Source organism: Gordonia sihwensis NBRC 108236, from assembly GCF_000333035.1.
GTDB classification, from domain to species: Bacteria; Actinomycetota; Actinomycetes; order Mycobacteriales; family Mycobacteriaceae; genus Gordonia; species Gordonia sihwensis.
Genome location: NZ_BANU01000003.1, coordinates 74,678 through 99,527, shown reverse-complemented (window position 1 = coordinate 99,527; position 24,850 = coordinate 74,678). Strand labels below are relative to the sequence as shown.

Annotated in this window: 22 protein-coding genes; 10 read left to right on the top strand and 12 right to left on the bottom strand. The window is 69.0% G+C overall.

The window, feature by feature from the left end:
- The first annotated feature begins 3 nt into the window (after positions 1-3).
- From acnA to GSI01S_RS02945, 6 genes are all read left to right on the top strand, one after another.
- Positions 4-2,802 (top strand): aconitate hydratase AcnA, encoded by a 2,799-nt coding sequence (gene acnA / locus GSI01S_RS02970; RefSeq protein WP_006894881.1) that lies wholly within the window; start codon positions 4-6, stop codon positions 2,800-2,802.
- A 3-nt stretch (positions 2,803-2,805) separates the two neighbouring features.
- Complete coding sequence (locus GSI01S_RS02965; protein WP_006894880.1) at positions 2,806-3,378, top strand: TetR/AcrR family transcriptional regulator; 573 nt, start codon at positions 2,806-2,808, stop codon at positions 3,376-3,378.
- A gap of 200 nt (positions 3,379-3,578) precedes the next feature.
- Complete coding sequence (locus GSI01S_RS02960) at positions 3,579-5,228, top strand: substrate-binding domain-containing protein (protein ID WP_006894879.1); 1,650 nt, start codon at positions 3,579-3,581, stop codon at positions 5,226-5,228.
- Positions 5,229-5,301: 73 nt separating this feature from the next.
- Positions 5,302-6,849, top strand: coding sequence for an acyl-CoA synthetase (locus tag GSI01S_RS02955; protein WP_006894878.1), 1,548 nt, complete (start codon positions 5,302-5,304; stop codon positions 6,847-6,849).
- Positions 6,850-6,964: 115 nt separating this feature from the next.
- The gene (locus GSI01S_RS02950) at positions 6,965-7,570 is read left to right on the top strand and encodes a class F sortase (RefSeq protein ID WP_006894877.1); all 606 of its coding nucleotides are present in this window, start codon (positions 6,965-6,967) and stop codon (positions 7,568-7,570) included.
- 44 nt (positions 7,571-7,614) lie between these two features.
- Complete coding sequence (locus GSI01S_RS02945) at positions 7,615-8,514, top strand: MSCRAMM family protein (RefSeq protein ID WP_006894876.1); 900 nt, start codon at positions 7,615-7,617, stop codon at positions 8,512-8,514.
- A 24-nt stretch (positions 8,515-8,538) separates the two neighbouring features.
- On the opposite strand, the gene GSI01S_RS02940 is transcribed toward GSI01S_RS02945, so the two are convergent.
- The gene (locus tag GSI01S_RS02940) at positions 8,539-10,167 is read right to left on the bottom strand and encodes an ABC-F family ATP-binding cassette domain-containing protein (protein WP_006894875.1); all 1,629 of its coding nucleotides are present in this window, start codon (positions 10,165-10,167) and stop codon (positions 8,539-8,541) included.
- A 98-nt stretch (positions 10,168-10,265) separates the two neighbouring features.
- Here GSI01S_RS02940 and GSI01S_RS02935 point away from each other — a divergent pair, with 98 nt between their 5' ends.
- Both GSI01S_RS02935 and GSI01S_RS02930 read left to right on the top strand, forming a co-directional pair.
- The gene (locus tag GSI01S_RS02935) at positions 10,266-11,039 is read left to right on the top strand and encodes an SDR family oxidoreductase (RefSeq protein WP_006894874.1); all 774 of its coding nucleotides are present in this window, start codon (positions 10,266-10,268) and stop codon (positions 11,037-11,039) included.
- A complete protein-coding gene (locus tag GSI01S_RS02930; protein ID WP_006894873.1) occupies positions 11,036-12,247 on the top strand; it encodes a lycopene cyclase family protein in 1,212 nt (403 codons plus the stop codon). The genes GSI01S_RS02935 and GSI01S_RS02930 overlap by 4 nt, the downstream gene beginning before the upstream one ends.
- Before the next feature lie 23 nt (positions 12,248-12,270).
- Here the strand turns inward: GSI01S_RS02930 and GSI01S_RS02925 are convergent, their stop codons facing one another.
- The 3 genes from GSI01S_RS02925 to GSI01S_RS02915 all read right to left on the bottom strand — a co-directional run bounded on the left by GSI01S_RS02925 (position 12,271) and on the right by GSI01S_RS02915 (position 14,903).
- Complete coding sequence (locus GSI01S_RS02925) at positions 12,271-13,437, bottom strand: DUF7373 family lipoprotein (protein WP_006894872.1); 1,167 nt, start codon at positions 13,435-13,437, stop codon at positions 12,271-12,273.
- Between the two features lie 102 nt (positions 13,438-13,539).
- On the bottom strand, positions 13,540-13,896 hold the full coding sequence (gene trxA, locus GSI01S_RS02920; protein WP_006894871.1) for a thioredoxin: 357 nt from the start codon (positions 13,894-13,896) through the stop codon (positions 13,540-13,542).
- Positions 13,897-13,925: 29 nt separating this feature from the next.
- The gene (locus tag GSI01S_RS02915) at positions 13,926-14,903 is read right to left on the bottom strand and encodes an NAD(P)/FAD-dependent oxidoreductase (RefSeq protein ID WP_051999590.1); all 978 of its coding nucleotides are present in this window, start codon (positions 14,901-14,903) and stop codon (positions 13,926-13,928) included.
- Positions 14,904-14,951: 48 nt separating this feature from the next.
- Between GSI01S_RS02915 and GSI01S_RS02910 the strand changes: the two genes are divergently transcribed.
- Complete coding sequence (locus GSI01S_RS02910; RefSeq protein WP_006894869.1) at positions 14,952-15,533, top strand: helix-turn-helix domain-containing protein; 582 nt, start codon at positions 14,952-14,954, stop codon at positions 15,531-15,533.
- Here the strand turns inward: GSI01S_RS02910 and GSI01S_RS02905 are convergent.
- Genes GSI01S_RS02905 through GSI01S_RS02870 form a run of 8 tightly spaced genes read right to left on the bottom strand, consistent with a single transcriptional unit; the run spans position 15,518 to position 22,936 of the window.
- A complete protein-coding gene (locus tag GSI01S_RS02905; protein ID WP_006894868.1) occupies positions 15,518-16,612 on the bottom strand; it encodes an FUSC family protein in 1,095 nt (364 codons plus the stop codon). The two genes, GSI01S_RS02910 and GSI01S_RS02905, sit on opposite strands and share 16 nt — an antisense overlap.
- Before the next feature lie 20 nt (positions 16,613-16,632).
- A complete protein-coding gene (locus tag GSI01S_RS02900; RefSeq protein ID WP_006894867.1) occupies positions 16,633-17,001 on the bottom strand; it encodes a metal-sulfur cluster assembly factor in 369 nt (122 codons plus the stop codon).
- A gap of 9 nt (positions 17,002-17,010) precedes the next feature.
- Complete coding sequence (sufU, locus tag GSI01S_RS02895; RefSeq protein ID WP_006894866.1) at positions 17,011-17,466, bottom strand: Fe-S cluster assembly sulfur transfer protein SufU; 456 nt, start codon at positions 17,464-17,466, stop codon at positions 17,011-17,013.
- A complete protein-coding gene (locus tag GSI01S_RS02890) occupies positions 17,466-18,731 on the bottom strand; it encodes a cysteine desulfurase (RefSeq protein WP_006894865.1) in 1,266 nt (421 codons plus the stop codon). The genes sufU and GSI01S_RS02890 overlap by 1 nt, the downstream gene beginning before the upstream one ends.
- A 38-nt stretch (positions 18,732-18,769) precedes the next feature.
- A complete protein-coding gene (gene sufC / locus GSI01S_RS02885; protein WP_006894864.1) occupies positions 18,770-19,540 on the bottom strand; it encodes a Fe-S cluster assembly ATPase SufC in 771 nt (256 codons plus the stop codon).
- Positions 19,541-19,575: 35 nt separating this feature from the next.
- Positions 19,576-20,751 carry a Fe-S cluster assembly protein SufD gene (gene sufD, locus GSI01S_RS02880; protein ID WP_006894863.1) on the bottom strand — a complete coding sequence of 392 codons (1,176 nt, stop codon included), beginning with the start codon at positions 20,749-20,751 and terminating at the stop codon, positions 19,576-19,578.
- On the bottom strand, positions 20,751-22,187 hold the full coding sequence (gene sufB / locus GSI01S_RS02875) for a Fe-S cluster assembly protein SufB (RefSeq protein WP_006894862.1): 1,437 nt from the start codon (positions 22,185-22,187) through the stop codon (positions 20,751-20,753). Before sufB ends, sufD begins: the two co-directional genes overlap by 1 nt.
- On the bottom strand, positions 22,184-22,936 hold the full coding sequence (locus GSI01S_RS02870; RefSeq protein ID WP_006894861.1) for a helix-turn-helix transcriptional regulator: 753 nt from the start codon (positions 22,934-22,936) through the stop codon (positions 22,184-22,186). Before GSI01S_RS02870 ends, sufB begins: the two co-directional genes overlap by 4 nt.
- A gap of 125 nt (positions 22,937-23,061) precedes the next feature.
- On the opposite strand from GSI01S_RS02870, the gene mptB reads away from it, so the two are divergent.
- Positions 23,062-24,816 carry a polyprenol phosphomannose-dependent alpha 1,6 mannosyltransferase MptB gene (mptB, locus tag GSI01S_RS02865; protein WP_039866775.1) on the top strand — a complete coding sequence of 585 codons (1,755 nt, stop codon included), beginning with the start codon at positions 23,062-23,064 and terminating at the stop codon, positions 24,814-24,816.
- The last annotated feature ends 34 nt before the right edge of the window (positions 24,817-24,850 follow it).

Here is a 24,850-nt window from a genome sequence, read left to right as displayed (position 1 = left end):
CACGTGAGCATCAATTCCTTTGACTCCCGCGGCACCCTGCAGGTCGGTGAGAACTCCTACGAGATCTTCCGCCTGTCGGCAGTGCCCGGCACCGAGAAGCTGCCGTACGCGCTGAAGGTCCTCGCCGAGAACCTCCTGCGCACCGAAGACGGCGCCAACATCACCGAAGATCACATCAACGCCCTCGCGAACTGGGATCCGTCGGCCGACCCGAGCATCGAGATCCAGTTCACCCCGGCCCGCGTCCTGATGCAGGACTTCACCGGTGTGCCCTGCGTGGTCGACCTCGCCACCATGCGCGAGGCCATCACCGCCCTCGGCGGCGACCCCAACAAGGTGAACCCGCTCTCCCCCGCCGAGATGGTCATCGACCACTCGGTGATCCTCGACGTCTTCGGCCGCGCCGACGCCTTCGAGCGCAACGTGGAACTCGAGTACGAGCGCAACGGCGAGCGTTACCAGTTCCTCCGCTGGGGCCAGGGCGCCTTCGACGACTTCAAGGTGGTGCCCCCGGGCACCGGCATCGTGCACCAGGTCAACATCGAGTACCTCGCCCGCTCGATCATGGTCCGGAACGGCCAGGCGTACCCCGACACCTGCGTCGGCACCGACTCGCACACCACGATGGAGAACGGCCTGGGCGTCCTGGGCTGGGGCGTCGGCGGCATCGAGGCCGAGGCCGCGATGCTCGGCCAGCCGGTCTCCATGCTGATCCCGCGCGTCGTCGGCTTCAAGCTGACCGGCGAGATCAAGCCGGGTGTCACCGCCACCGACGTGGTGCTCACTGTGACCGACATGCTCCGTCAGCACGGTGTGGTCGGCAAGTTCGTCGAGTTCTACGGCAAGGGCGTCGCCGAGGTCCCCCTCGCCAACCGCGCCACCCTGGGCAACATGAGCCCCGAGTTCGGTTCCACCTGCGCGATCTTCCCGATCGACTCCGAGACCATCAACTACCTGCGCCTGACCGGCCGCGACGACGACCAGCTCGCGCTGGTCGAGGCCTACGCCAAGGAACAGGGCATGTGGCACGACCCGGACCACGAGCCGGCCTACTCCGAGTACCTGGAGTTGGACCTGGGCACCGTGGTCCCGTCGATCGCCGGCCCGAAGCGTCCGCAGGACCGCATCCTGCTGTCGGAGTCGAAGGTGGCCTTCCGCAAGGACATCCACAACTACGTCGAAGAGCAGCATCCCGCCGCGCACACGCAGCTCGACGAGGCCGTCGAGGAGTCGTTCCCGGCGTCCGATCCGGCCGCGCTGTCCTTCGCCGACGACGGAGCGGTGAAGGTCCAGTCGGCGGCCAACGGCGCCGAGGGACGCCCGAGCAAGCCGATCAAGATCGTCAGCGAGGAGCGCGGCGAGTTCGTCCTCGATCACGGCGCCGTCGCCGTCGCGGGCATCACCTCGTGCACCAACACCTCGAACCCGTCGGTCATGATCGGCGCCGGCCTCCTCGCCCGCAACGCGGTCGAGAAGGGTCTCACCAGCAAGCCGTGGGTCAAGACCAACATGGCCCCCGGTTCGCAGGTCGTCACCGACTACTACGAGAAGGCCGGCCTGTGGCCGTACCTCGAGAAGCTCGGCTTCTACCTCGGCGGTTACGGCTGCACCACGTGCATCGGCAACACCGGTCCGCTGCCGGAGGAGATCAGCAAGGCGGTCAACGACAACGATCTGACCGTCACCGCGGTCCTCTCGGGCAACCGCAACTTCGAGGGACGCATCTCCCCCGACGTGAAGATGAACTACCTGGCGTCGCCGCCGCTGGTCATCGCCTACGCGCTCGCGGGCACCATGGACTTCGACTTCGAGACCCAGCCGCTCGGCCAGGACACCGACGGCAACGACGTCTTCCTGAAGGACATCTGGCCGTCGGCCCAGGAGATCGACGACACCATCAAGACCGCCATCAGCCAGGACATGTTCCGCAAGTCCTACGCCGACGTCTTCGCGGGCGACGAGCGGTGGCGCGGACTGAGCACGCCGGAGGGCGACACCTTCGCGTGGGACGAGAAGTCCACCTACGTTCGCAAGGCACCGTACTTCGACGGCATGACCCCCGAGCCGGCGCCGGTCGAGGACATCAAGGGCGCCCGCGTCCTGGCGCTGCTGGGCGACTCGGTCACCACCGACCACATCAGCCCGGCCGGACCCATCAAGCCCGGCACCCCCGCCGCGCAGTACCTCGACGCCAACGGTGTGGCCCGCAAGGACTACAACTCGCTGGGCAGCCGTCGCGGCAACCACGAGGTGATGATCCGCGGCACCTTCGCGAACATCCGCCTGCAGAACCAGCTGCTGGACGGCGTCTCGGGCGGTTACACCCGTGACTTCACCCAGGAGGGCGGTCCGCAGTCGTTCATCTACGACGCCTCGGTCAACTACAAGAAGGCCGGCATCCCGCTGGTCGTCCTCGGCGGCAAGGAGTACGGCTCCGGCAGCTCGCGCGACTGGGCGGCGAAGGGCACGGTGCTGCTGGGTGTCAAGGCCGTCATCACCGAGTCGTTCGAGCGCATCCACCGCTCCAACCTCATCGGCATGGGCGTGGTCCCGCTGCAGTTCCCGGAGGGCGAGAGCGCCAAGACGCTGGGACTGGACGGCACCGAGGTCTTCGACATCGAGGGCATCACTGCGCTCAACGAGGGCGTGACCCCGAAGACGCTGAAGGTCACCGCGACCAAGGAGAACGGCGACAAGGTCGTCTTCGACGCCGTGGTGCGCATCGACACGCCCGGTGAGGCCGACTACTACCGCAACGGCGGCATCCTGCAGTACGTCCTGCGGAACATGATCAAGAGCTGATTCATGCCACGGGTCAGCGATGACCGTCTTGCCGCGCGTCGTCGAGAGATCCTCGACGGCGCGCGGCATTGTTTCGCCGAATACGGTTACGACGGAGCGACGGTCAAACGTCTCGAAGAGGCGACCGGCCTCTCCCGCGGTGCGATCTTCCACCACTTCAAGGACAAGGAAGCCCTGTTCTTGGCGCTGGCACGCGAAGACGCGGAGCGGATGGCCGAGGTCGCCTCGCACGAGGGTCTGGTCCAGGTGATGCGCGACATCCTCGCGCGGCCGAAGGACTTCGACTGGCTGAGCACGCGGCTGGAGATCGTGCGGAAGATCCGCACCGATCCCGGCTTCCGTGAGGCCTGGGAGGCGCAGAGCGCCGACCGCGAGGCCGCCACCCTCGCCCGCCTGGAGCGCAAGCGCCGTGCGGGCAGTCTCCGCAAGGACGTCCCCCCGGAGGTGCTCGTCACCTACCTGGACGTCATCCTCGACGGCCTGGTCACACGGTTGGCCTCGGGTCAGTCGACCGACGATCTGCATGCCGTCCTCGACCTCGTCGAGGCCTCGGTCCGCGTACCCGCGGGCGAGTGACCGGCGCAACGGGCCCGGACCTTCGACCGCCGAAGGTCCGGGCCCGTTGCTGTGCGCGGCCGTGGTGCTCATGACGTCCGTGCCCGTCGCGCCGACGGGCGTAATCGGCGGTACTCGGCACCCCCGACGTGTCCCATCTCACGCATGGGCTAGCCTTCTCTCGCACTCTCGAGGAATTCACAAGGAGGGGTCGACCCGACATGGGCCAACACCGAAACGCCGCGCGTCCCGCTTCCGATCCACCGCGGGAGTCCGCCGGGAGCCGCCGGCGACGGCGCCCCGGCACCCGCGCGCGGGTCGGGCTCTCCCTGGTGCTGGCCGCGCTGCTGGCGGGCGGAGTGTACGCGGTCTGGCGGGGCGGGCACGGCGGCTGTTCTCAGGTGCGACCGGTGTCGGTCATCGCCGACCAGGACGTCGCCGACTACGTCACCGCCCTGTCGAAGCAGACCGAGGCGGACAGCTGTTTCGACTTCACCGTGCAGGCCGTGCCGCCGAGCCACACCTCCGAACGCCTCACCGACCGGAACGCACCGCAGATCTGGATCGCTGAGTCGCAGGCGCGCGTCCGGCAGGTGCGCGCCGCACTCGGCCGGACGTGGGCCGACGTCGGACCGTCGCTCGGCGTCTCCCCGGTGGTGGTGGCCGGCCGTGAACTCCCGGCGATGCCCGCGTGGACCGACGTGCTCACCTCGCCCGGACTGCGAGTGGCTCCGCCGGCCCGCAGCGACGTCAGCAACGCCGCGGTGATCGGAGCGCTCTCCGAGGTGTCGTCGGGCTCGCTGACGCACCGGGAGCTGGTGGAGTTCCTGACCAAGCGGGCCCTGATGATGAACGACAACGACGCCTCCCCCGATCTCGCGCAGACCGCCGCCGCTCCCGCGCCGACGGCCACCCTCACCACCGAACGCGCCTACACCGAGTTCAAGCGCGCCCATCCCGCGTCCGATCTCGAGGTGGCCGTGCCGCGGTCCGGCACGGTGGCCCTGGACTATCGGGCCGCCAATGTCGCGCAGCCCGACGATCAAGCGCTGGCCGGCGACGCGATCGACGCGCTGGTGGCCACCCTGCAGACCGACAGTGGTCGCCGGATCCGGGAGGAGATGGGCATCCGCTCTCCGGACGGCGAGCCGCCGGCCGACGGAACCGGCGTCCAGGACGTCACCGTGATCAAGCAGCCGGCCAGGGAACTCGTCGACAACATCCTGCGGAAGTGGACCGCACTCACCCAGCCGATCCGGGCGCTCGTGGTGCAGGACGTGTCCGGCTCGATGGCGCTCGACGCCGGAGGCCGTTCGCGCGCGGCCTTCCTCCGGGAGGCCTCGCTGTTCGGACTGGGCCGGTTCCCCAAGAACACCGCGCTGGGCTACTGGGAGTTCAGCATCGACCGCGGCGGCCCCGGCCAGGACTATCGGGAGGTGATGCCGATCGCGCCGATCTCCGAGATCGAGGGAGGCCGTACCAACCGCGACCGCCTCGCCGACTCCATCCGCGACACGCTGGGGCACGTCGGCGGCGGCACCGGTCTCTACGACACCGCGCTCGCGGCGTTCAAGACCGTGTACGACTCATACGACCCCGCGTACTCCAACAGCGTGATCATCATGACCGACGGCCGCAACGAGGATCGCGACAGCATCACGCTGGGGCATCTGGTGTCGGAGCTGAACATCATGAAGAACCCCGCGCGGCGCATCCCGATCATCGCGGTCGGCATCTCGGAGGACGCCGACGCCGGTGCGCTCAAGCAGATCGCCGAGGCCACCGGCGGCAGCTCGTTCATCGCACGCGACCCCAAGGATGTGGGCGCGATCCTGCTGCAGGCGGTCTCCTACCGCGTGGAAGCGGCGTGACGGCAAAGCACTCCTGAGCGAGCGATTACTCGGTACGGTCGTCGGTGAGACGTCCCTCACTTCAGGAGTGCCCGTGTACCCAGGAACCTTCGCCGCGACCACACCGGACAAGCCTGCGCTGATCCGCCCGTCGACGGGTGAGCGCGTCACCTATCGAGAGCTCACGGACAACTCCACCAGAATCGCCAATCACCTGCACGACCTGGGAATCGGTCGGGGCGACACCATAGCGATCGTCTCCGACAACGATCTGCGCGTCTTCGACGTGTACTGGGCCGCGGTCCGCTCCGGCATGTACGTCACCGCCGTGAACCACCACCTCACCCCGGCGGAGGTGAACTACATCCTCGACGACTGCGATGCGCGCGCGGTCTTCGCCTCGGCCGCGGTGGCGGGCGCCGTCTCCGAGGCCCACCGCATCGAGGCCCTGTCCGACGATTCCCGGCGGGTGGCCTGGGGCGGGCCGGTCGACGGTTTCCTCGACTACCCGGAGGTGCTGGCCGCTGCGTCGGACGCCCCGCTGACCGACCAGCCCCGCGGCGCCGACATGCTTTACTCCTCGGGAACCACCGGGCGGCCCAAGGGAATCAAGCCGTCGCTGCCCGGCGTCCAGGTCGACGAGGCCCCCGACCTCATATCGCAGGTGTTCGGCCCGGTGTACGGATTCGGCCCCGACACCGTCTACCTGTCGCCTGCGCCGCTGTACCACGCCGCTCCCCTTCGGTACTGCGCGATGACGAACGCTCTGGGCGGGACGGTGATCGTGATGGACCACTTCGAGCCGGAGACGGCCCTGCGGTACATCGACGAATACTCCGTGACGCACAGTCAGTGGGTGCCCACCATGTTCGTCCGGATGCTGAAGCTGCCGGACGGGGTCCGCGACCGGTACGACGTCTCGAGCATGAAGGTCGCCATTCACGCCGCCGCTCCGTGTCCGGCGGAGGTGAAGCGCAGAATGATCGACTGGTGGGGACCGGTGATCAACGAGTACTACGCGGCCACCGAAGCCGCGGGCGTCACGCTGATCGGATCGGCGGACTCGTCGACCCACCCCGGCTCGGTCGGCAGAGCCGTCCTCGGAGTGGTGCACATCTGTGGTCCCGACGGTGAACCGCTGCCCGCCGGAGAGGTCGGGACCGTCTATTTCGAGCGCGACGAGATGCCCTTCGTCTATCACAACGATCCGTCGAAGACGGCGCAGGCGCAGCACCCGGGGCATGCGAACTGGGCGACCACCGGCGACCTCGGTTACGTGGACGACGAGGGCTTCCTCTACCTCACCGACCGCCAGGCCTTCACGATCATCTCCGGCGGCGTCAACATCTACCCGCAGGAGTCGGAGAACGTCCTCATCAACCACCCGGCGGTATACGACGTCGGCGTGATCGGCCTGCCCGACGACGATCTCGGAGAGCGACCGGTGGGCTTCGTCCAACTGGTCGACGGCGCCGAGGCCTCCGATCGCCTCGCCGCCGAACTCGTCGACTTCGCGAAGGCCGAACTCGCGTCGTTCAAGGTCCCCAAGGAGATCCGCTTCGTGGACGACCTGCCGCGGACCCCGACCGGCAAGCTGGTCAAGGGCGAACTCCGGAAGCGGGTACTGGAGTCATTCAGCTGAACGACTGACGTCTGATCCTCGTTAACGCCGCGTGCGCGGACCCGATCTCACCAGTGTCGGGGCACGCACAGCGGCCGCACAGCAGGTGCGGCCACGCGCACAGCGAGGAGCCCACATGAAGATCCATCGGGCGGCGGCCGCAGTCGCGGTCGCCGCCGCGCTCGCCCTCTCGTCCGGATGCTCGGCGACCTCCGACCGGCAGGCGCCCACATCCGGCAGTGCTCAGGCCAATCTGCCCGCTCCGGTGTCCGCCCGCTCGGACGAACCGTCGTCGCCGATCCGGGTCACCGTCGACGGTGCGACGGTGCCGACCGACGCGGTGGCCACCGACACGGCAGGGGTTCTCCTGCCTCCCCAGGACGTCCACCGCCTCGGCTGGTGGGTCGACTCGTCGCTGCCCGGGTCCGGCTCCGGGACCGTGGTGATGACCGGGCACGTCGACGACGTGAAGCAGGGAAAGGGCTTCGCCGCACGGTTCTCCGGCCTCAAAACCGGTGACGCCGTCGACGTCACCACCGCGGACGGACACCGGCACGTCTACCACGTCACCCGGTCGGTGCTCGCCGACAAGGAGTCCACCGGCCGCGACGGACTGCCGGTGGACGAACTCAATCGACGGACCGGCCCGGAGACTCTCGCACTCATCACCTGCGGCGGCCCGTTCATCGGCCCGCCCCTCGGTTACCGCGACAACGTCGTCGTCTTCGCCGCACCCGCGTGACGCGGACCGCTACCGACCATTCACACACTCGTCAGGAGACCACCATGAAGATCAACCGCCGCGGAGTACCCGCGATCCTCGCCGCCGCCGTGATGTGCGCGGCTCTCACCCCGGCCGCCGCCTGGGCGGACGTTCCCGCCACGGAGTCCGCGCCCACCACGGCGCAGACCACTGCCGAGACGGCCGCTCCGACCGAGGTGACGTCGAGCCCCACGGAGACCGCGACCCCCACCGGCAGCCCGACCGAGAGTACGACGCCGCCCTCGTCCGACACCGGCACGCCGCCCAGTGAGACGAGCACCGCGCCGCCGACCACCCAGCCCGAGAAGAAGACCGGGGTGCTGGTGGTCTGGGCGGACGACGTGCAGGCCGGACTGATGGTCCCGGGCGCCGTCATCGCATTCGACGCCCCGCGGCACCATCCCGGCACCGTCACCACGCCCGCGCAGGTGACTCTGCCCGAAGGCTACTACCGGTTCACCGTCGTGGCGCCACCGGCCGGCTACCATCTGCTCGAGCCCGCCGACGACTTCGACGGCGTGATCGTCGCCGGTCGCAACCTGGAGCGCCGGATCCGCGTCGCTAAGGACCAGCAGGAACCGACCAACGGCATCCTCGGGGTCACCAAGCGCGACCGCGTCACCGGAGAACCGTTGCAGGGAGCGAAGTTCCGGGTCGTCACGTGCAGCGGCAACTATGTCGCGGCACTCACCTCCGGCGACCAGGGAACAGCGTTCCGCGGTCTGGATCCCGGCTGCTACGACCTCCTCGAGGACGCGGCCCCCGCGGGATACCAGCTCGACCTGACACCGCACCGGGTGTGGATCAAGAAGGGTGAGGAGACCGACCTCACCGTGTACGACATCCCCGTCGACTATGTGGCACCGCGGAACCCCGCCGACCGGGTGCCCCTGCGGTCGGTGCCCTCGGGGCGCATCGACTGAACCCGGCGCACCGGGCGCGTCCGCTCAGGCGAGCTCGATGAGCTCCTGGTACTCGTCGGACCAGTGGTCCTCGGTACCGTCGGGCAGGAGGATCACCCGCTGAGGCTCCAGAGCCTCCGCGGCACCGGGGTCGTGTGTCACCAGAACCACGGCCCCGGTGTAACTGCGCAGTGCCTCCAGCACCTGCTCTCGGGAGACCGGATCGAGGTTGTTCGTCGGCTCGTCGAGCAGCAGGACGTTGGCGGCCGAGGACACCAGACCGGCGAGCGCCAGACGAGTCTTCTCACCGCCCGAGAGCGTCCCGGCCGGCTGGTCCAGCTGCGGACCGGTGAACATGAAGGCTCCGAGCAGCCCGCGCAGATCCTGCTCGCCGGCGTCGGGCGCCGCGTGCCGGATGTTCTCCCAGACCGTCGCGTCGTCGTCGAGGGTGTCGTGCTCCTGTGCGAAGTACCCGATCTTGAGGCCGCGACCCGGCTCCAGCTCACCGAGGTCAGGCTTCTCCACACCGGCGAGCAACTTGAGCAGCGTGGTCTTGCCCGCGCCGTTGAGGCCGAGGATCACCACGCGGCTCCCCTTGTCGATCGCGAGGTCCACGCCGGTGAAGATCTCCAGCGAGCCGTACACCTTGGTCAGATTCGACGCCATCAGGGGCGTCTTGCCGCACGCCGCCGGCTCCGGGAACCGGATGTGCGCGGTCTTGTCGGCCACCCGCACCTCGTCGAGCTCGTCCATCATGCGCTCGGCACGCTTGAGCATCTGCTGCGCCGCGGTGGCCTTGGTCGCCTTCGCCCCCAGCTTGGCCGCCTGCACGCGCAGCGCCCCGGCCTTCTTCTCGGCGTTGGCCCGCTCGCGCTTGCGGCGCTGCTCATCGGTCGCGCGGGCGTCCAGGTACCGCTTCCAGCCCATGTTGTAGACGTCGGCCTCACCGCGGACCGCATCGAGGAACCACACACGGTTCACCACGTCGGCCAGCAGGTCGACGTCGTGGCTGATGACGACGAGGCCGCCCTCGTGGTTCTGCAGGAACGTCCGCAGCCAGGCGATCGAGTCGGCGTCGAGGTGGTTGGTCGGCTCGTCGAGGAGCAGCGTGGTATCCGACTTGCCCGAGCCGTCCGACGCCGCGAACAGGATGCGCGCCAACTCGATCCGGCGACGCTGACCGCCGGAGAGGGTACGCAGCGGTTGCCCGAGCACACGGTCGGGCAGACCGAGGCTTTTGCAGATGCGGGCGGCGTCGCTTTCGGCCTCGTAACCGCCGAGCGCCGAGAACCTCTCCTCGAGACGGGCGTACTTGGCGATCGCACGGTCACGGACCCGGTCGTCTGCGGCCTCCTCCATCAGCGCCTGCTGCTTGCCCATCGAGGCGAGGATCTCGTCCAGTCCGCGCGCGGACAGCACGCGGTCCTTCGCGAGGACGTCGAGGTCGCCCTCCTTCGGATCCTGCGGCAGGTAACCGACCGGGCCGGAGGTGCGGACGGTTCCGGCGTACGGCTGCGTCTCGCCGGCGAGGATGCGCAGCGAGGTGGTCTTGCCCGCACCGTTACGGCCGACCAGCCCGATGCGGTCGCCCGGCTGAATGCGCAGGTGGTCTCCGGGCGCCGAAAGAAGAGTCCTCGCGCCCGCTCGTACTTCCAGGTCGGTCGCGGTGATCACGTCGATCCAGTCTACCGATGACGGGCCCGGTCCCCGAATCGGTTCTCAGCGCACGGACGGCCGCGGACTCGGACCCGCGCCCGGACTACCGTTGAGTCATGACTGATACAGCCTCCACCGATCTCACCGGCCGTTCCGCGCTCGTCACCGGCGGCAGCCGAGGCATCGGGTACGCCATCGCCCTCGAACTCGCGCGCCGAGGCGCCGCGGTGGTCATCACCGGCCGCAAACCCGAGCCCCTGGACGAGGCGGCGGCAGCGCTGCGCGACGCGGTCCCCGGTTCGGTGGTCACCGCGGTCGCGGGCAACACCGGCGATCCCGAGCACCGCACGGACGCAGTCGCGGCCGCCGTGGCGAACGGCGGTATCGACATCCTCGTCAACAACACGGGGATCAATCCGACTGCGGGTCCGCTCATGGACGCCGATCTCGGCGCGGTGCGCAAGACCTTCGACACCAACGTCGTCGCGGCTCTCGGCTACGTCCAGGAGGCGTACCGAGCGGGAATGAAGGACACGGGCGGTGCCGTCGTCAACATCGCGTCGATCGCGGGCCTGCGGCCGACCGGGTTGATCGCGGCCTATGGCGCATCCAAGGCGGCGCTGATCCACCTCACCGAGGAACTCGCGTGGCAGCTCGGTCCGTCGATCCGGGTGAACGCCGTCGCCCCCGGCGTGGTGAAGACCAAGTTCGCCGACGTCCTTCTCGCGGCCGGTGAGGACGTCGTGGGGCAGACCTACCCGATGAACCGGGTGGGCACCCCCGAGGACATCGCGGCCACGGTGGCCTTCCTGGTGAGCGACGCCGCGTCGTGGATCACCGGTGAGACGATCCGCGTCGACGGCGGCAAGCTGGCCACCGGCGGGATGTGACCGCGCCCGTCGAGGGGCCCGCCACCGACATCATCGTCGTGGGAGCCGGGCCCGCGGGACGGTCGCTCGCGTACCGCGCGGCCGCTGCGGGACTGCGCGCGACGCTCGTCGACCCGGCGCCGCACCGAGTGTGGCGGCAGACCTTCGGCATGTACGCCGACGACGCACCGGCCTGGCTCGAGCCCGGGGCGGTGGCCGCCCGCACCGCCGAGTTCTGCGTCTTCACCCCGCAGCGGCGGGCGGTGGACCGCGAGTACCTGGTGCTCGACTCCGAGCGGTTCCAGCAGTCCCTGTCGCTGTCGGAGGTGACGGTCGTGGCCTCGTCGGCGACCGCTCTCACCGCGACGTCGGTCACGCTCGCCGACGGCTCCGTACTCGCCGGCCGACATGTGGTCGACGCCCGCGGCACCGCCGGGCACCGCCGAGCCGACACGCCGCGCCAGACCGCCGTCGGAATCCTCGCGGGCCGGGTCGGGGCGACGGACGGCGGCGACGACCCCGACACCACCGTGCTGATGGACTGGCGGCCCGCCGATACCGGGCCGAACGCCGTCTCATCGAACCTCACCTCATCGGGCCCGGCCTCGTTCAGCTACCGGATCGACACCGCTCGCGGACGCCTCGTCGAGGAGACCTGCCTGGCCGCCCGCCCGCCCCTGGGCATCGCCGAACTGGCCCGTCGAGCGCGCCTGCGCCTGCGTCTGTCCGCGCCGACCGGCGACGAGGAGGTTCAGCACGGCGGGATGGACGAGATCGTCGATTTTCCGATGTACCCGAACGCACGACCGTGGCGTGGCGACGGCGCCCTGGCGATCGGCGCGGTCGGCGGTCTGATGAATCCGGCGACCGGATACAGCGTCGCGCAGTCTCTGCGCGCCGCTGATCTGGTCGTCGAGGCTGTCGCCGGCCGTCGGGATCCACGCGCCGCGTTGTGGCCTCGCGCCGCTCGTATCGCGTTCACGCTCCGACTGCTGGGACTGCTGGTCCTCATCCGGCTCAGACCGGCCGAACTCGTCGGCTTCTTCGACGCCTTCTTCGGCGTCCCGGTTCCGCTGCAGCGCGCCTATGTGTCGTCGCACGCCGACGCCCCCGGCGTGCTGCGCGCGATGGCGGCGGTGTTCCGGCGGTCCCCGCCGCGGCTGAAGGCCCGCGTCGCCGTCGCCTCGGCCCGCGCCGCCGTCGAAGTGGTCCGCCTCATGGTCGTCTGAGCGTCGGGGTCGGCTGAGGAGGGCTAGAGCTGTTTCAGCAGCAGGTACTGCGCCGAGATCTTCTGCTGCGCCTCATGCAGATCGGAGCCGTCCGCCTGGGCCGCGTAGCTGCCGTAGGCGACGAAGCAGGTCGCTTGATCGTCGCCGAACGAGGACTTGCTGGTCTGACACACCGCCGACGGCAGATCCTGCGGGCTGTCGGCCTTCTTGGCGGTCGGATCGTCGGAGTCGTCGGAGAGGGTTTTGAGCAGTTCTGCGGCCTGGTCGTCGCCGCCGGCGCGGAAGACCAGGGAGCCCCCGACCGCGGCCTCGGTGACGCCGGTCTTCTGCAAGTCGGCGAAGGTGGCGGTCGACTTGCTCGCCAGCTGCGAGATGGCCCGCGGTCCGGCGACCGAGCCGGAGAAGGCGGAACCGCCGTTCGACTCCGTCGGCAGCACGGCGCGCAACAGGCCGTTCGGGTCGATCCGCTTGTCGTCGCTGATCGGTTTCATCGCATCGAGCAGGGCTTTCTGCTTCGTGAAGGCAGACCGCACCGCGGCGAGAGTCCATCCGCCGTCGTCGGCGTCGGCCCAGGTGTAGACCACCTTCTCTGCCACCGGGGTGAACGCCACGGTGATCTGACCGCCGCCGCTCGACTTCCCCGTGAGCGCCACCGTCTCGGCGGGCATCCCCGGGACGTCGGTGCGCCGCATCGGTGAACCGTAGGTCTTCTTGAGCATCTGGCCGGACATCGCCGACACGGCCTCGCCGGCCGTCTCCGCATCGGGATACACCAGCACGGCATGATTGAGCCCCTGATGCAGGTTCTTACCGTCGCTGTCGTCCGGCGCCCCGCCGGCCATGGTGAAGCCGTAACGCAGCTTCTGCGAGACCGGCAGGTCGGCCGCATCGGAGAAGACGCCCCGCAGTCCGCTCGCGCCGGAGATCGGGTAGGTCGGCATGCTGAACTTGGTCAGCACCGGATCGACCTCGTCACGGAACGCGATGTCTTCGCCCAGCCGCATGGCCCGCAGCCGGTTCATCTCCGACTCCGTATCAGCGGTCCCCGCAGCAGGCTGCAGACTGGTCGCATACTTCCCCGTATCGAGCTGGATCGGTCCGCGCGTCGCGGTGCCGTCCACGGTGCACGCGGTGACCGCCGAGAGGCTTACGACTGCTCCGGCGGCCGCGGCCGCTCGTTTCCACTGCATAGGCAGATCCTAAAGGGCCCGGCCCGGCCCCACGAACAGCACTACGCCCGGCGAATGACACCGTCACTCGCCGGGCGTGGCACCCGTGTCAGTCCCGACCGGTCACTCCTGGCCGCTCTCCTTGAGGGCCTGCTCGACGTCGAGTGCCTTCACCTGGTCGATCAGGCTGTCGAGCGCCTGGGGAGGCAGCGCACCGGCCTCGTTGAAGACCAACCGACCCTGCTTGAACGCCATGATGGTCGGGATGGAGCGGATGCTCGCGGCCGCCGCCAACTGCTGCTCGGCCTCGGTGTCGACCTTGCCGAAGACGATGTCGTCGTGCTTTTCGGAGGCCGCTTTGTACGTGGGTGCGAACTGCCGGCACGGGCCGCACCAGCTCGCCCAGAAGTCCACGAGGACGATGTCGTTGTCGACGATGGTCTGCTCGAAGTCGTCACCGGTCAGATCAATTGTTGTCATGTCTGTATCTAACCGGATCCGCCGCCGTGCTATTCCTGCACGCGGCACTTCTCCACGCGGGGTTCCGCGCCGACGGCCCGCCGGACCGCCTCGTCCACGAGGTCGGCGTTGATCGCCGCACCCGCCGCCACCCCGGACGCGGCGGCCGCGCCCACCATCGCCATCGGGTCGCGCGCGTTGCCCGCCGCCCACACTCCGTCGACTGCCGTCCGGCCCGTCGCATCGGTCTCGATGTACGTTCCGAACGGGTGGTCCGACACGCGGCCGCCCAGGGTCTGGAACAGCTCTCCCCGCGCGTGTACGCGGGTCGCCACCGCGACGGCGTCCACCTCGTGCGCCGCACCCGCGACGCGGACGGACCGGACTCGGTCGCCGTCGGTCAGCACCCGGTCGACGCGGCCGTCGACGATCGGGACGTCCATCCCCGTCAAGCGTTCACGCGCTTGCGCACCGAGGACGGACTCGTGATCGAAGACCGTCACATGCTCGCTGAGTTGCCGGAACAGCAGCGCCTGGTGTTCAGCCATCGGGCTCGTCGCGACCACGCCGATGCGCCGTCCGCGAACCTCCCAACCGTGGCAGTACGGACAGTGCAGCACTCTCCGCCCCCAACCAGCGGCCAGTCCCTCGATCGCGGGCAGTTCGTCCACCGCTCCGGTCGCCAGGAGCACCCGGCACGCACCGACCGTCTCCCCGGACGAGAGGCTCAGCGTGAACCCGCCGGAGATGCGCTCGGCACTGAGCACGGTTCCCTCGAATATCTCGGCGCCGTACCCGGCCGCCTCGGCTCGACCGGCCGCCAGCAGATCGGTGGGTGCCGTACCCTCGCGGCCCAGCACGTTGTGCGCAGCCTCGGCGGGCCGATTGCGCTGTTCACCCGCGTCCACCACGAGGACGGTCCGCAGTGAGCGGCCCAGGGTCACCGCGGCGCCGAGTCCCGCCGGTCCCCCGCCCGCGATGAGCACGTCGTACTGCCGGTTCGGGCCGGCCTCCCGTGAATTCGTCATGGATCGACCGTATGCGCGGTATTGCAGATAACGCATACACTCTTGCGCATGACGCAAGAACTCGATCGCCGTTCCGATCCCGACCTGGACGCCCTGGTGCGGAGCCGGATTCGGAGTCTTCGGCTCGCCCGCGGATGGACCCTCGACTCACTCGCCCGCCGATGCGACATGAGCGCGTCGACGCTCTCCCGGATCGAGACCGGCGGGCGCCGCGTAGCCCTCGACCAACTGGTGCCGATCGCCCGTGCGCTCGGGGTGTCTCTCGACCAGCTCGTCGAACCCGTCTCCGATGAAGACGTGGTCATCCGGCCGGAAGCCCACTCCGCCGGAGACGCGATCACGTGGCTCCTCTCGCGCGATCGCGCCGATGCCGGCGTCGTCGTCGCCAAGATGCGGCTCCAACCGCCGGCGGAGTGGCCCACACCTCGCGTGCATCCCGGTCATGAGTGGTTCACCGTGCTCTCCGGCAGCGTGCGGCTGGCTCTCGGTGAGCGGATCATCTACGTCCAGGCCGGCGAGGCGGCCGAGTTCTCGACGATGACGCCGCATGCCTTCGTCGCCCACGGGACCACCGCCGAGATTCTGACGATCTTCGACCGGGACGGCGAACGCGCTCACCTTCCCGAGTGACCGTCTCCTTCCGGCCGATCGAGCCCGACGGGATCGAGGGGGACGTCGAAGGCGGGCAGTCTGCTTCGTCGATCGGGCAGGCGGATCACCAGGGCGACGAGAACGCCGACGGCCACGCCGATCAACGTGTCCACGGCGCGGAAGGTGAGCATCCGCAGCGGCGGCGACGGAGCGGTGAGCTCGGTCATCAGCATGATGAGCGGCGTGAAGAACCCGATGGCGACCGCATAGTGGCGCGTCATGAACAACTCTGTCGGCCAGAGCAGAAGGACCGCGATCACCGCCACCGCACCGGCACCCAGATCCAGTGCCAGGAGCGCCGCCGCCAGCAGGAGTCCGGCCATCGTGCCGACTGTCCGATGCGCGGCGCGGGTGAGGACTCGGCGTACCTCCGCATCGCCCGGGCGGCCGGTGTCGATCACAGCGAGCGGAACGGCCGCGGCGGCCATCGCCCAATTCGCGTGCTCGAAGCCCATCGCCAATCCGATGGACCCGGCCGTCCCCACGGCCACGCCGTACCGGACCGCGTGCAGGCGCACCCCGGCAGGCGGACGGCGCACCACCGAGCGGACTCCGGCGAACCACCCGTGCCTGCCCCGCAACGGCGCCGGGGTACCGACCGTTCCGATCGCCACGGCGAGCAGTGCCGTGCCTGCGCAGATCGCCACGGCCGCCCCGGGAGCCACCAGCCCCGCCGGGACAGTCGCGGTGGCGCCCAGCGCGAAGATGAAGAAGAACGGGCCCGCCGGACGCAGCCGCACCGCGTCGGCGAGCAGCGAGCCCACGACCGCGAACGCCGTCTCGGCCACCACGAGTGCCCAGACGGGCGCGGAGACTGCGGAGAGACCGACGCCGATCGCGCTGCCCGCCGTCAGGAGACCGGCCGCCTGCAGCTGATGCGTGATCCGGCGCCGACCGCCCTCTCCCCGGCCGTACATGCCTGCGAAGGCACCGAAGACGGCGTAGACCAACAGCTCCGGACGCCCGGCGACGAGAAGTGCGACAGTGGGAACGACCAGACCCACCAGCACACGGAACGCGTGCCGGTGATCGTCGCCGTTCGGGAGCGCCGCGGTCACGGCGCTCGAGCGGCCTCCGGTCAGACCGTGAAGCCGAGGGCGCGCAGCTGCTCGCGTCCGTCGTCGGTGATCTTGTCGGGCCCCCACGCCGGGATCCACACCCAGTTGATGTCGACCTCGGTGCACAGACCGGAGGTCACCAGCACATTGCGCGTCTGGTCCTCGATGACGTCGGTGAGCGGGCACGCCGGCGAGGTGAGGGTCATATCGAGCTTCACCGCCGCGTCCTGGTCGATGGCGACGTCGTACACGAGCCCGAGGTCGACGACGTTGATGCCCAGCTCCGGGTCGACGACGTCGCGCATCGCCTCCTCGACGTCGTCGATCGACGGGAGCGAGGTGGCGACCGGCTCGGCCGGCGCAGTGGTTTCGGTGTTGGTCTCGGTCATTGGTCGCTCCTAGGCGGGATCGGGGACTTCGGTGGCGAGGCTCTGCGAGAGCGCGTCCTTGAACGCCATCCACCCGAGCAGAGCACACTTGACGCGCGCCGGATACTTGCTGACACCGGCGAGCGCGATGCCGTCGCCGATGACCTCCTCATCGCCGGGATCGGTCCCGCGCGAGGTCATCATGGCGTTGAACGAATCGACGGTGGCGAGCGCCTCGTCGACGGGCAGCCCGACCACCTGGTCGTAGAGCACCGAGGTCGAGGCCTGGGAGATCGAGCAGCCCTGGCCGTCGTATGAGATGTCGGCGACCGCGTCGTCGACCACCGACACCCGCAGCGTCACCTCGTCACCGCACGTCGGGTTCACGTGGTGCACCTCGGCGTCGTACGGATCCCGCAGACCACGGCCGTGCGGATGCTTGTAGTGGTCCAGGATCACCTCCTGGTACATCTGCTCCATCCGCATCAGCGACCCCCGAAGAACCGCTGGGCGACGCCGATCGCGTCGGCGAGCGCGTCCACCTCGTCGAGCGTGTTGTACACGGCGAACGATGCGCGCGCACTGGCCTGAACGCCGAAGGCCCGGTGCAGAGGCCAGGCGCAGTGGTGTCCGACGCGGATCGCGACCCCCTCGTCGTCGAGGATCTGGCCGAGGTCGTGGGCGTGGATGCCCTCGACGTCGAACGAGACCGCGCCGCCTCGCCGCTCGGCGGTGGTGGGACCGACGATGCGCAGACCGTCGATCGCCGTCAGCCGCTCCAGCGCGTGCGCGGTGAGCTCGTGCTCGTGCGCGGCGACGTTGTCCATGCCGATCTTCTCAAGGTATTCCACGGCCGCGCCCAGACCGACGACCTGAGAGGTCATCGGGACGCCCGCCTCGAAACGCTGCGGCGGCGCGGCATACGTGGACACCTCCATGGTGACCGTCTCGATCATCGAACCGCCGGTGAGGAAGGGCGGCAGCTGAGCCAGCAGCGAAGCGCGGCCGTACAGCACGCCGACACCCGACGGACCCAGCATCTTGTGCCCGGAGAAGGCCGCGAAGTCGACCCCGAGAGCCGCGAAGTCGACGGGCATGTGAGGCACCGACTGGCAGGCGTCGAGCACCGCCAGCGCATCCACCTCGTGAGCGCGGCGCACCAGTTCGGCGACGTCGGCGACGGCGCCGGTGACATTCGACTGATGAGTGAACGCGACCACCTTCACCGACTCGTCGAGTACCAGCGAGTCCATGTCGATGCGGCCCTCGGCCGTCACTCCGTACCAGCGCAGGGTCGCTCCGGTGCGGCGGCACAGCTCCTGCCACGGCACCAGATTCGCGTGATGCTCCAGTTCGGTCACCACGATCGTGTCACCGGGGCCGAGGGCCCTGCCGCCGAAGACCGGCGCCGAACGGTCATCGCCCAGGGTGTACGCCACCAGGTTGAGCGCCTCGGTGGCGTTCTTGGTGAAGACCACCTCGTCGACGGCGACGCCGACGAAGCCGGCGATCGCCGCGCGCGCGTGCTCGTACGCGTCGGTCGCCTCTTCGGCCAGCTGGTGCGCACCGCGATGAACCGCGGCGTTGTGGTTCAGCAGGAAGTCTCGCTCGGCGTCGAGCACCTGCAGCGGCCGCTGCGACGTGGCCCCGGAGTCGAGGTACACGAGCGGCCTGTCGTCGCGGACGGTGCGGGACAGGATCGGGAAGTCCGCCCGCAGTGCCGTGACGTCGAGTGCGGCTGCGGTGGTCATGTCACTCCCCTTCGTCGCGTTGATCGAGATGGCGGCCGTCACTTCGCGGCGGCCGCGGTGAACCGCACGTAGCCGTTCTCTTCGAGCTCGTCGGCCAACTCGGGTCCGGCGGACTCCACCACGCGGCCGTCGACGAAGACGTGGACGTAGTCGGGCTTGATGTACCGCAGAATCCGCGTGTAGTGCGTGATGAGCAGGATCCCGCCGTTCTCGCGTTCCTTGTAGGCGTTCACGCCCTCGGAGACGATGCGCAGCGCGTCCACGTCCAGACCCGAGTCGGTCTCGTCGAGAATCGCGATCTTCGGCTTGAGCAGCCCGAGCTGCAGGATCTCGTGACGCTTCTTCTCACCGCCGGAGAAGCCCTCGTTGACGCTGCGCTCGCCGAACGCGGGGTCGATCTCGAGTTCGGCCATCGCCTGCTTGGTCTCCTTGACCCAGTGCCGCAGCTTCGGGGCCTCGCCGCGCACGGCGGTGGCCGCGCTGCGCAGGAAGTTCGACATCGAGACGCCGGGCACCTCCACCGGATACTGCATCGCCAGGAACAGTCCGGCGCGGGCGCGCTCGTCGACGCTCATCTCCAGGACGTTCTCCCCGTCCAGGGTGATCGATCCCGAGGTGACCTCGTACTTGGGGTGACCGGCGATGGCGTACGAGAGGGTCGACTTGCCGGACCCGTTGGGGCCCATGATCGCGTGGGTCTCGCCCGAGCGCACCGTGAGGTTCACACCCTTGAGGATGTGGATCGGCTCGGCGTCGGCGTCGGACTGCGCGACGTCGACGTGCAGGTCGCGGATTTCCAGGGTCGTCATCTGTGGTGATTCCTTGTCGAAGTATGTGTGGATGGTCAGGCGCCGGCCGACTCGAGTTCGGCCTCGATCGCGGATTCGAGCCGCTCGCGCAGTTCCGGGACGGCGATCTTGGCGAGGACCTCGCCGAAGAAGCCCCGGACCACGAGGCGCCGCGCCTGATCTTCGGGGATGCCGCGCGCCTGGAGGTAGAACAACTGCTCGTCGTCGAACCGGCCGGTGGCGCTGGCGTGACCGGCGCCGACGATCTCACCGGTCTCGATCTCCAGGTTGGGGACCGAGTCGGCACGGGCGTTGTCGGTGAGCACCAGGTTCCGGTTGAGTTCGTAGGTGTCCGTGCCCTCGGCGGCCGGCCGGATCAGCACGTCGCCGATCCAGACGGTGTGGGCCTCCTTGCGCTTGTCGCCCGACGGGTCGCCCTGGAGAGCGCCCTTGTAGGTGACGTGCGAGCGGCAGTTGGGCTGCGAGTGGTCCACCAGGAGACGCTGCTCCAGGTGCTGCCCGCCGTCGGCGAAGTACAGTCCCCACAGCTCGACGTCGCCGCCGGGCGCGGTGTACTGCACGTGCGGCGAGAGCCGCACGGTGTGTCCACCGAGGCTGACCGCGAAGTGCTTGACGACCGCGTCACGTCCCAGCGACAGGTGGTGGGTGGCGACGTGGGTCGCGTCGTCCTCCCACTCGTGGACGTTCACGACGGTCAGATGCGCGCTGTCGGCGGCGAGGATCTCGACGTTCTCGCCGATCACGCCGCTGCCGCGCTGATCGAGAACCACGACCGCCTTCGAGAAGGCCTCGGCGCGGATCTGGATGTGCGAGTAGGCGACCTCGTCGGCTCCCGGACCGTCGACGGTGACGAACACCGGATCGGCGATCTGCGCCTCGCGGCCGATCGTGAGCACGGTGGCCTTCTCGAAGGACGAGTAAGCCTGGGCGGAGACCCTGTCGAAGGGCACCCCGGCCTCACCGAGACGGGGATCCTCGCGGCCGACGGTCTCGACGGTGACGCCCTCGGCGTCGCCGCTGACCTGCACCGAGGTGGTGCCGGTGGCGAGCGCCGTGCCGTCGTGCAGACCGTGCAGCCGGCGGAACGGCGTGAAGCGCCACGCCTCTTCGCGCTGCGACGGCACCTCGAAGGCGTCGACGTCGTAGGAGGTGAAGAGTTCACCCTTGTTGACCACCACGGGCGAGGCGGTGGTCTGGGAAGCGTCCGCCATCAGCCGACCGATCCTTCCATCTGCAGTTCGATGAGCCGGTTGAGCTCGAGTGCGTATTCCATCGGGAGTTCCTTGGCGATCGGCTCCACGAATCCGCGGACCACCATCGCCATGGCCTCCTGCTCGGTCAGTCCGCGGCTCATCAGGTAGAAGAGCTGATCGTCGCTGACCTTCGAGACGGTGGCCTCGTGTCCCATCGTCACGTCGTCCTCGCGGATGTCGACGTACGGGTAGGTGTCGCTGCGGCTGATCTGATCGACGAGCAGGGCGTCGCACTGCACGGTGGACCGGCTGCCGTGGGCGCCGGGGTTGATCTTGATCAGGCCGCGGTACGACGACCGTCCGCCGCCGCGAGCGACGGACTTGCTGACGATGTTGCTCGAGGTGTTGGGCGCCAGGTGGACCATCTTGGATCCGGTGTCCTGGTGCTGGCCCTCGCCGGCGAACGCCACCGACAGGACCTCGCCCTTGGCGTGCTCACCGGTCAGCCACACGGCCGGGTACTTCATGGTGACCTTGGAACCGATGTTGCCGTCGATCCACTCCATGGTCGCGCCCTCTTCGGCCTTCGCACGCTTGGTGACCAGGTTGTAGACGTTGTTCGACCAGTTCTGGATGGTCGTGTAGCGGCAGCGGCCGCCCTTCTTCACGACGATCTCGACCACGGCCGAATGAAGCGAGTCGGACTTGTAGATCGGGGCCGTGCAGCCCTCGACGTAATGGACGTAGGCGTCCTCGTCGACGATGATCAACGTCCGCTCGAACTGCCCCATGTTCTCGGTGTTGATGCGGAAGTAGGCCTGCAGCGGGATGTCCACGTGGACACCCGGCGGAACGTAGATGAACGAGCCGCCCGACCACACCGCGGTGTTCAGCGCGGAGAACTTGTTGTCGCCTGCGGGGATGACGCTGCCGAAGTACTCCTGGAAGATCTCGGGGTGCTCACGCAGGCCGGTGTCCGTGTCGAGGAAGATCACGCCCTTCTCCTCCAGGTCCTCGCGGATCTGGTGGTACACGACCTCCGACTCGTACTGCGCGGCGACGCCGGCGACCAGACGCTGCTTCTCGGCCTCCGGGATGCCGAGGCGGTCGTAAGTGTTCTTGATGTCCTCGGGCAGGTCCTCCCACGACTCGGCCTGCTTCTCGGTCGAGCGCACGAAGTACTTGATGTTGTCGAAGTCGATGCCGTCGAGGTCGCCGCCCCAGCTGGGCATCGGCTTGCGGTCGAAGATGCGGAGCGCCTTGAGCCGTTGGTCGAGCATCCACTCGGGCTCGTTCTTCTTGTCCGAGATGTCGCGGACGACGGCCTCGGACAGACCGCGCTTGGCGGACGCACCTGCCTCATCGCTGTCGGACCAGCCGTAACCGTAGCGATCGAAGGAAGCAATGGTCTCTTCCTGCGTCAACTGGGTGGCGGCGGGATCGGTGACCGTCATCGGAGAACCTTTCCATCGGGGGTGTCGGAGGCTGCGGGCTGAGCGGCCTCCGGAGTCGTGAGATGCACGGGAACGTGCGTGGTGCACACGCAGTCGCCGTTGGCGATGGTCGCCAACCGCTGCACGTGCGTACCGAGGAGCTCGGTGAACATGGCCGTCTCGGCCTCACACAGCTCCGGGAACTCGGACGCCACATGGGCGACCGGGCAGTGGTGCTGGCAGATCTGGACGCCCGCGCCGACTTCGCGCGTGTCGGCCGAGTAGCCGCCCGCGGTGAGAGCGTCGGCGATCTGCTGAACCGTCGCGATCACCGAACCGGACTCGCGCGCCGGCTCGACGCCGGAGACGAGATCCGAGATCCGCTCATGAGCGAACTCGTCGACCGCCTGCTGACCGGCGACGTCGCGCAGCTTCCGCAGCACGGCACCGGCCAGATCGTCGTAGGCGTGCCGGAGCTTGCCCCGGCCGGCCGGCGTGAGCTGGAACCACTTGGCCGGGCGGCCCCGCGTACCCTTGCCGGGACCAGCCCTGGAGAAGCCGGACGGCGCCACCTCGATGTCCCCGTCGGCCGACAGGATCTCGAGATGACGGCGGACGCCCGCGGGCGAGATCCCCAACCGCTCGGCGATGTCGCCGGCGGTCATCGGCCCCTCGTCCACCAGCAGCGACACGACGGCGGCGCGGGTCTGGCCGTCGTGGCCGCCCGCCTCCGCATGCTGCTCGCGCAGCTGCCGCTCGTCACCGCTCATGCTTTTCACAACAATATTGTTACCTAAATACTTCCACCGGGCTAGCAAGGGTCGCCTAAATCTCCGGCCCGACGGGGCGGCGGACCCCACCCGTTAGAGTCTTCGATGTGCCAGAACTCCCCCTCATGCGCCGGACGCTCGATTACGTGGGCCTCGGCAAGCCGGCGGTCGAGCACGACGCCGACCGCATCGGCGACTTCGGCACCACCGTCGCGCGGATGCACGACGACGAACGCGAGGTGGGCCCGCTCAACCGCCTGGAGACGCTGCGGATGCGTCGGATCAGGCTGTTCGGCACCACCGGATCGATTCTGATCCTGATCGGTTCGCTCGGCACCGGCATGCTTCCGGTGCTGCAGAATCCGATCGTCGGCACCCGAGTCCTGTCGCTGCCCTCCCGGATGTACTCCACCGCTCTGACCATCTCCATCGGCGGCGCGATCATGCTAGTCGTCGCGTGGGTGATGCTCGGCAGATACGCCGTCGGGCGCTACCGGGTGGAGGTCGCCGAGGGCCGCAGCCCGGCACGCCGCATGACGCGCGGCCAGACCGACCGCACCCTGCTCATGTGGGTGGCGCCGCTGATCATCGCGCCGCCGCTGCTCAGCAAGGACGTCTACTCCTATCTGGCACAGAGCGCGATCGCGTACAAGGGCATGGACCCGTACACCTACAGTCCGATGCGCGGTCTGGGCGTCGACCACGCGCTCACCCTGTCGGTGCCGAACCTGTGGAAGGACACGCCGGCACCGTACGGGCCGCTGTTCCTGTGGATCGGCGAGCAGATCACCGCCATCACCGGCGAGAACATCACCGTCGCCGTGCTGCTGCACCGGCTGGTGGCGATCGCGGGCGTCCTGATGATCGTCTGGGCGCTGCCCCGGCTGGCACGGCGGTGCGGCGTCTCGGCCGTGGCAGCGCTGTGGCTCGGCGCGCTCAACCCGCTGCTCATCCTCCACCTCGTCGGCGGCATCCACAACGAGTCCCTGATGATCGGCATGATGCTCGTCGGCCTCGAATGGTCGTTCCGCGCCGTCTACGGCACGCAGCGTCTCCGCAGACCCGACCGTCCGCTGCCGTCACGGGCGGGATGGGTCCTGCTCGCCGGTGTCGCCGTCATCGCGGCGTCGGCGATGATCAAGGTGACGTCGATGCTCGCCCTCGGCTTCGTCGGCGTGGCCCTGGCCCGGCGCTGGGGTGCCACGCTTCCGGCTCTGCGCCACGCGCCGGTGAGTCAATGGTGGCGACGGTCGCGGCGTTCGCTCGCCGCCCTGGCGGCGAGCGCGGGAGTGATGGGCGTGGTCGCCGGCGCGGTGGTCGTGGTGACGTGCCTCGGAACCGGCCTGGGCTTCGGATGGACCCACACTCTCAGCACCGGCGGCATCGTCCGGTCGTGGATGTCGATGCCGACCCTGCTCTCGGTGGTCGCCGGCCGCGTCGGACTGTGGCTCGGCCTCGGCGAGCAGACCCAGGCGATCCTGGACATCGCCCGGCCCATCGGGCAACTCGTGGCGGCGGTCCTCGTGGTCCGCTGGCTGCTGGCATGCCTCGCGGGCCGCATCCATCCGATCGGCGGCCTCGGAATCGCGATGGCGAGCGTGGTGATCTTCTTCCCCTTCGTGCAGGCGTGGTACCTGCTGTGGGCCGTGATCCCGCTGGCCGCATGGGCCACCACCCGCTGGTTCCGCGTCGGCACCGTCGTCATCTCCGGAATCATCGCGATCGTCGTGATGCCGACGAGTTCGGACACCAGCCCCCTCGTGGTGGCCCAGGGCCTGGCCACCGGTGTGATCATGGTCGCAATCACGGCGATGGTCTTCTTCATCGACAGCCCGATCCGCATGTGGGTCAGGCAGCGTCACGACCGGAATCGCCAGTAAGGACCGTGTGCGGCCGGATCAGTCGGCGCGATGC

What these genes read in the sequence shown, in the direction of transcription:
- GSI01S_RS02965 (WP_006894880.1), top strand. Translation starts at nt 2,806, where the DNA reads ATGCCACGGGTCAGCGATGACCGTCTTGCCGCGCGTCGTCGAGAGATC.
- GSI01S_RS02960 (WP_006894879.1), top strand. Translation starts at nt 3,579, where the DNA reads ATGGGCCAACACCGAAACGCCGCGCGTCCCGCTTCCGATCCACCGCGG.
- GSI01S_RS02950 (WP_006894877.1), top strand. Translation starts at nt 6,965, where the DNA reads ATGAAGATCCATCGGGCGGCGGCCGCAGTCGCGGTCGCCGCCGCGCTC.
- GSI01S_RS02945 (WP_006894876.1), top strand. Translation starts at nt 7,615, where the DNA reads ATGAAGATCAACCGCCGCGGAGTACCCGCGATCCTCGCCGCCGCCGTG.
- GSI01S_RS02935 (WP_006894874.1), top strand. Translation starts at nt 10,266, where the DNA reads ATGACTGATACAGCCTCCACCGATCTCACCGGCCGTTCCGCGCTCGTC.
- GSI01S_RS02925 (WP_006894872.1), bottom strand. Translation starts at nt 13,437, where the DNA reads ATGCAGTGGAAACGAGCGGCCGCGGCCGCCGGAGCAGTCGTAAGCCTC.
- trxA (WP_006894871.1), bottom strand. Translation starts at nt 13,896, where the DNA reads ATGACAACAATTGATCTGACCGGTGACGACTTCGAGCAGACCATCGTC.
- GSI01S_RS02915 (WP_051999590.1), bottom strand. Translation starts at nt 14,903, where the DNA reads ATGACGAATTCACGGGAGGCCGGCCCGAACCGGCAGTACGACGTGCTC.
- GSI01S_RS02910 (WP_006894869.1), top strand. Translation starts at nt 14,952, where the DNA reads ATGACGCAAGAACTCGATCGCCGTTCCGATCCCGACCTGGACGCCCTG.
- GSI01S_RS02900 (WP_006894867.1), bottom strand. Translation starts at nt 17,001, where the DNA reads ATGACCGAGACCAACACCGAAACCACTGCGCCGGCCGAGCCGGTCGCC.
- sufU (WP_006894866.1), bottom strand. Translation starts at nt 17,466, where the DNA reads ATGCGGATGGAGCAGATGTACCAGGAGGTGATCCTGGACCACTACAAG.
- GSI01S_RS02890 (WP_006894865.1), bottom strand. Translation starts at nt 18,731, where the DNA reads ATGACCACCGCAGCCGCACTCGACGTCACGGCACTGCGGGCGGACTTC.
- sufC (WP_006894864.1), bottom strand. Translation starts at nt 19,540, where the DNA reads ATGACGACCCTGGAAATCCGCGACCTGCACGTCGACGTCGCGCAGTCC.
- sufD (WP_006894863.1), bottom strand. Translation starts at nt 20,751, where the DNA reads ATGGCGGACGCTTCCCAGACCACCGCCTCGCCCGTGGTGGTCAACAAG.
- sufB (WP_006894862.1), bottom strand. Translation starts at nt 22,187, where the DNA reads ATGACGGTCACCGATCCCGCCGCCACCCAGTTGACGCAGGAAGAGACC.
- GSI01S_RS02870 (WP_006894861.1), bottom strand. Translation starts at nt 22,936, where the DNA reads ATGAGCGGTGACGAGCGGCAGCTGCGCGAGCAGCATGCGGAGGCGGGC.
- mptB (WP_039866775.1), top strand. Translation starts at nt 23,062, where the DNA reads ATGCGCCGGACGCTCGATTACGTGGGCCTCGGCAAGCCGGCGGTCGAG.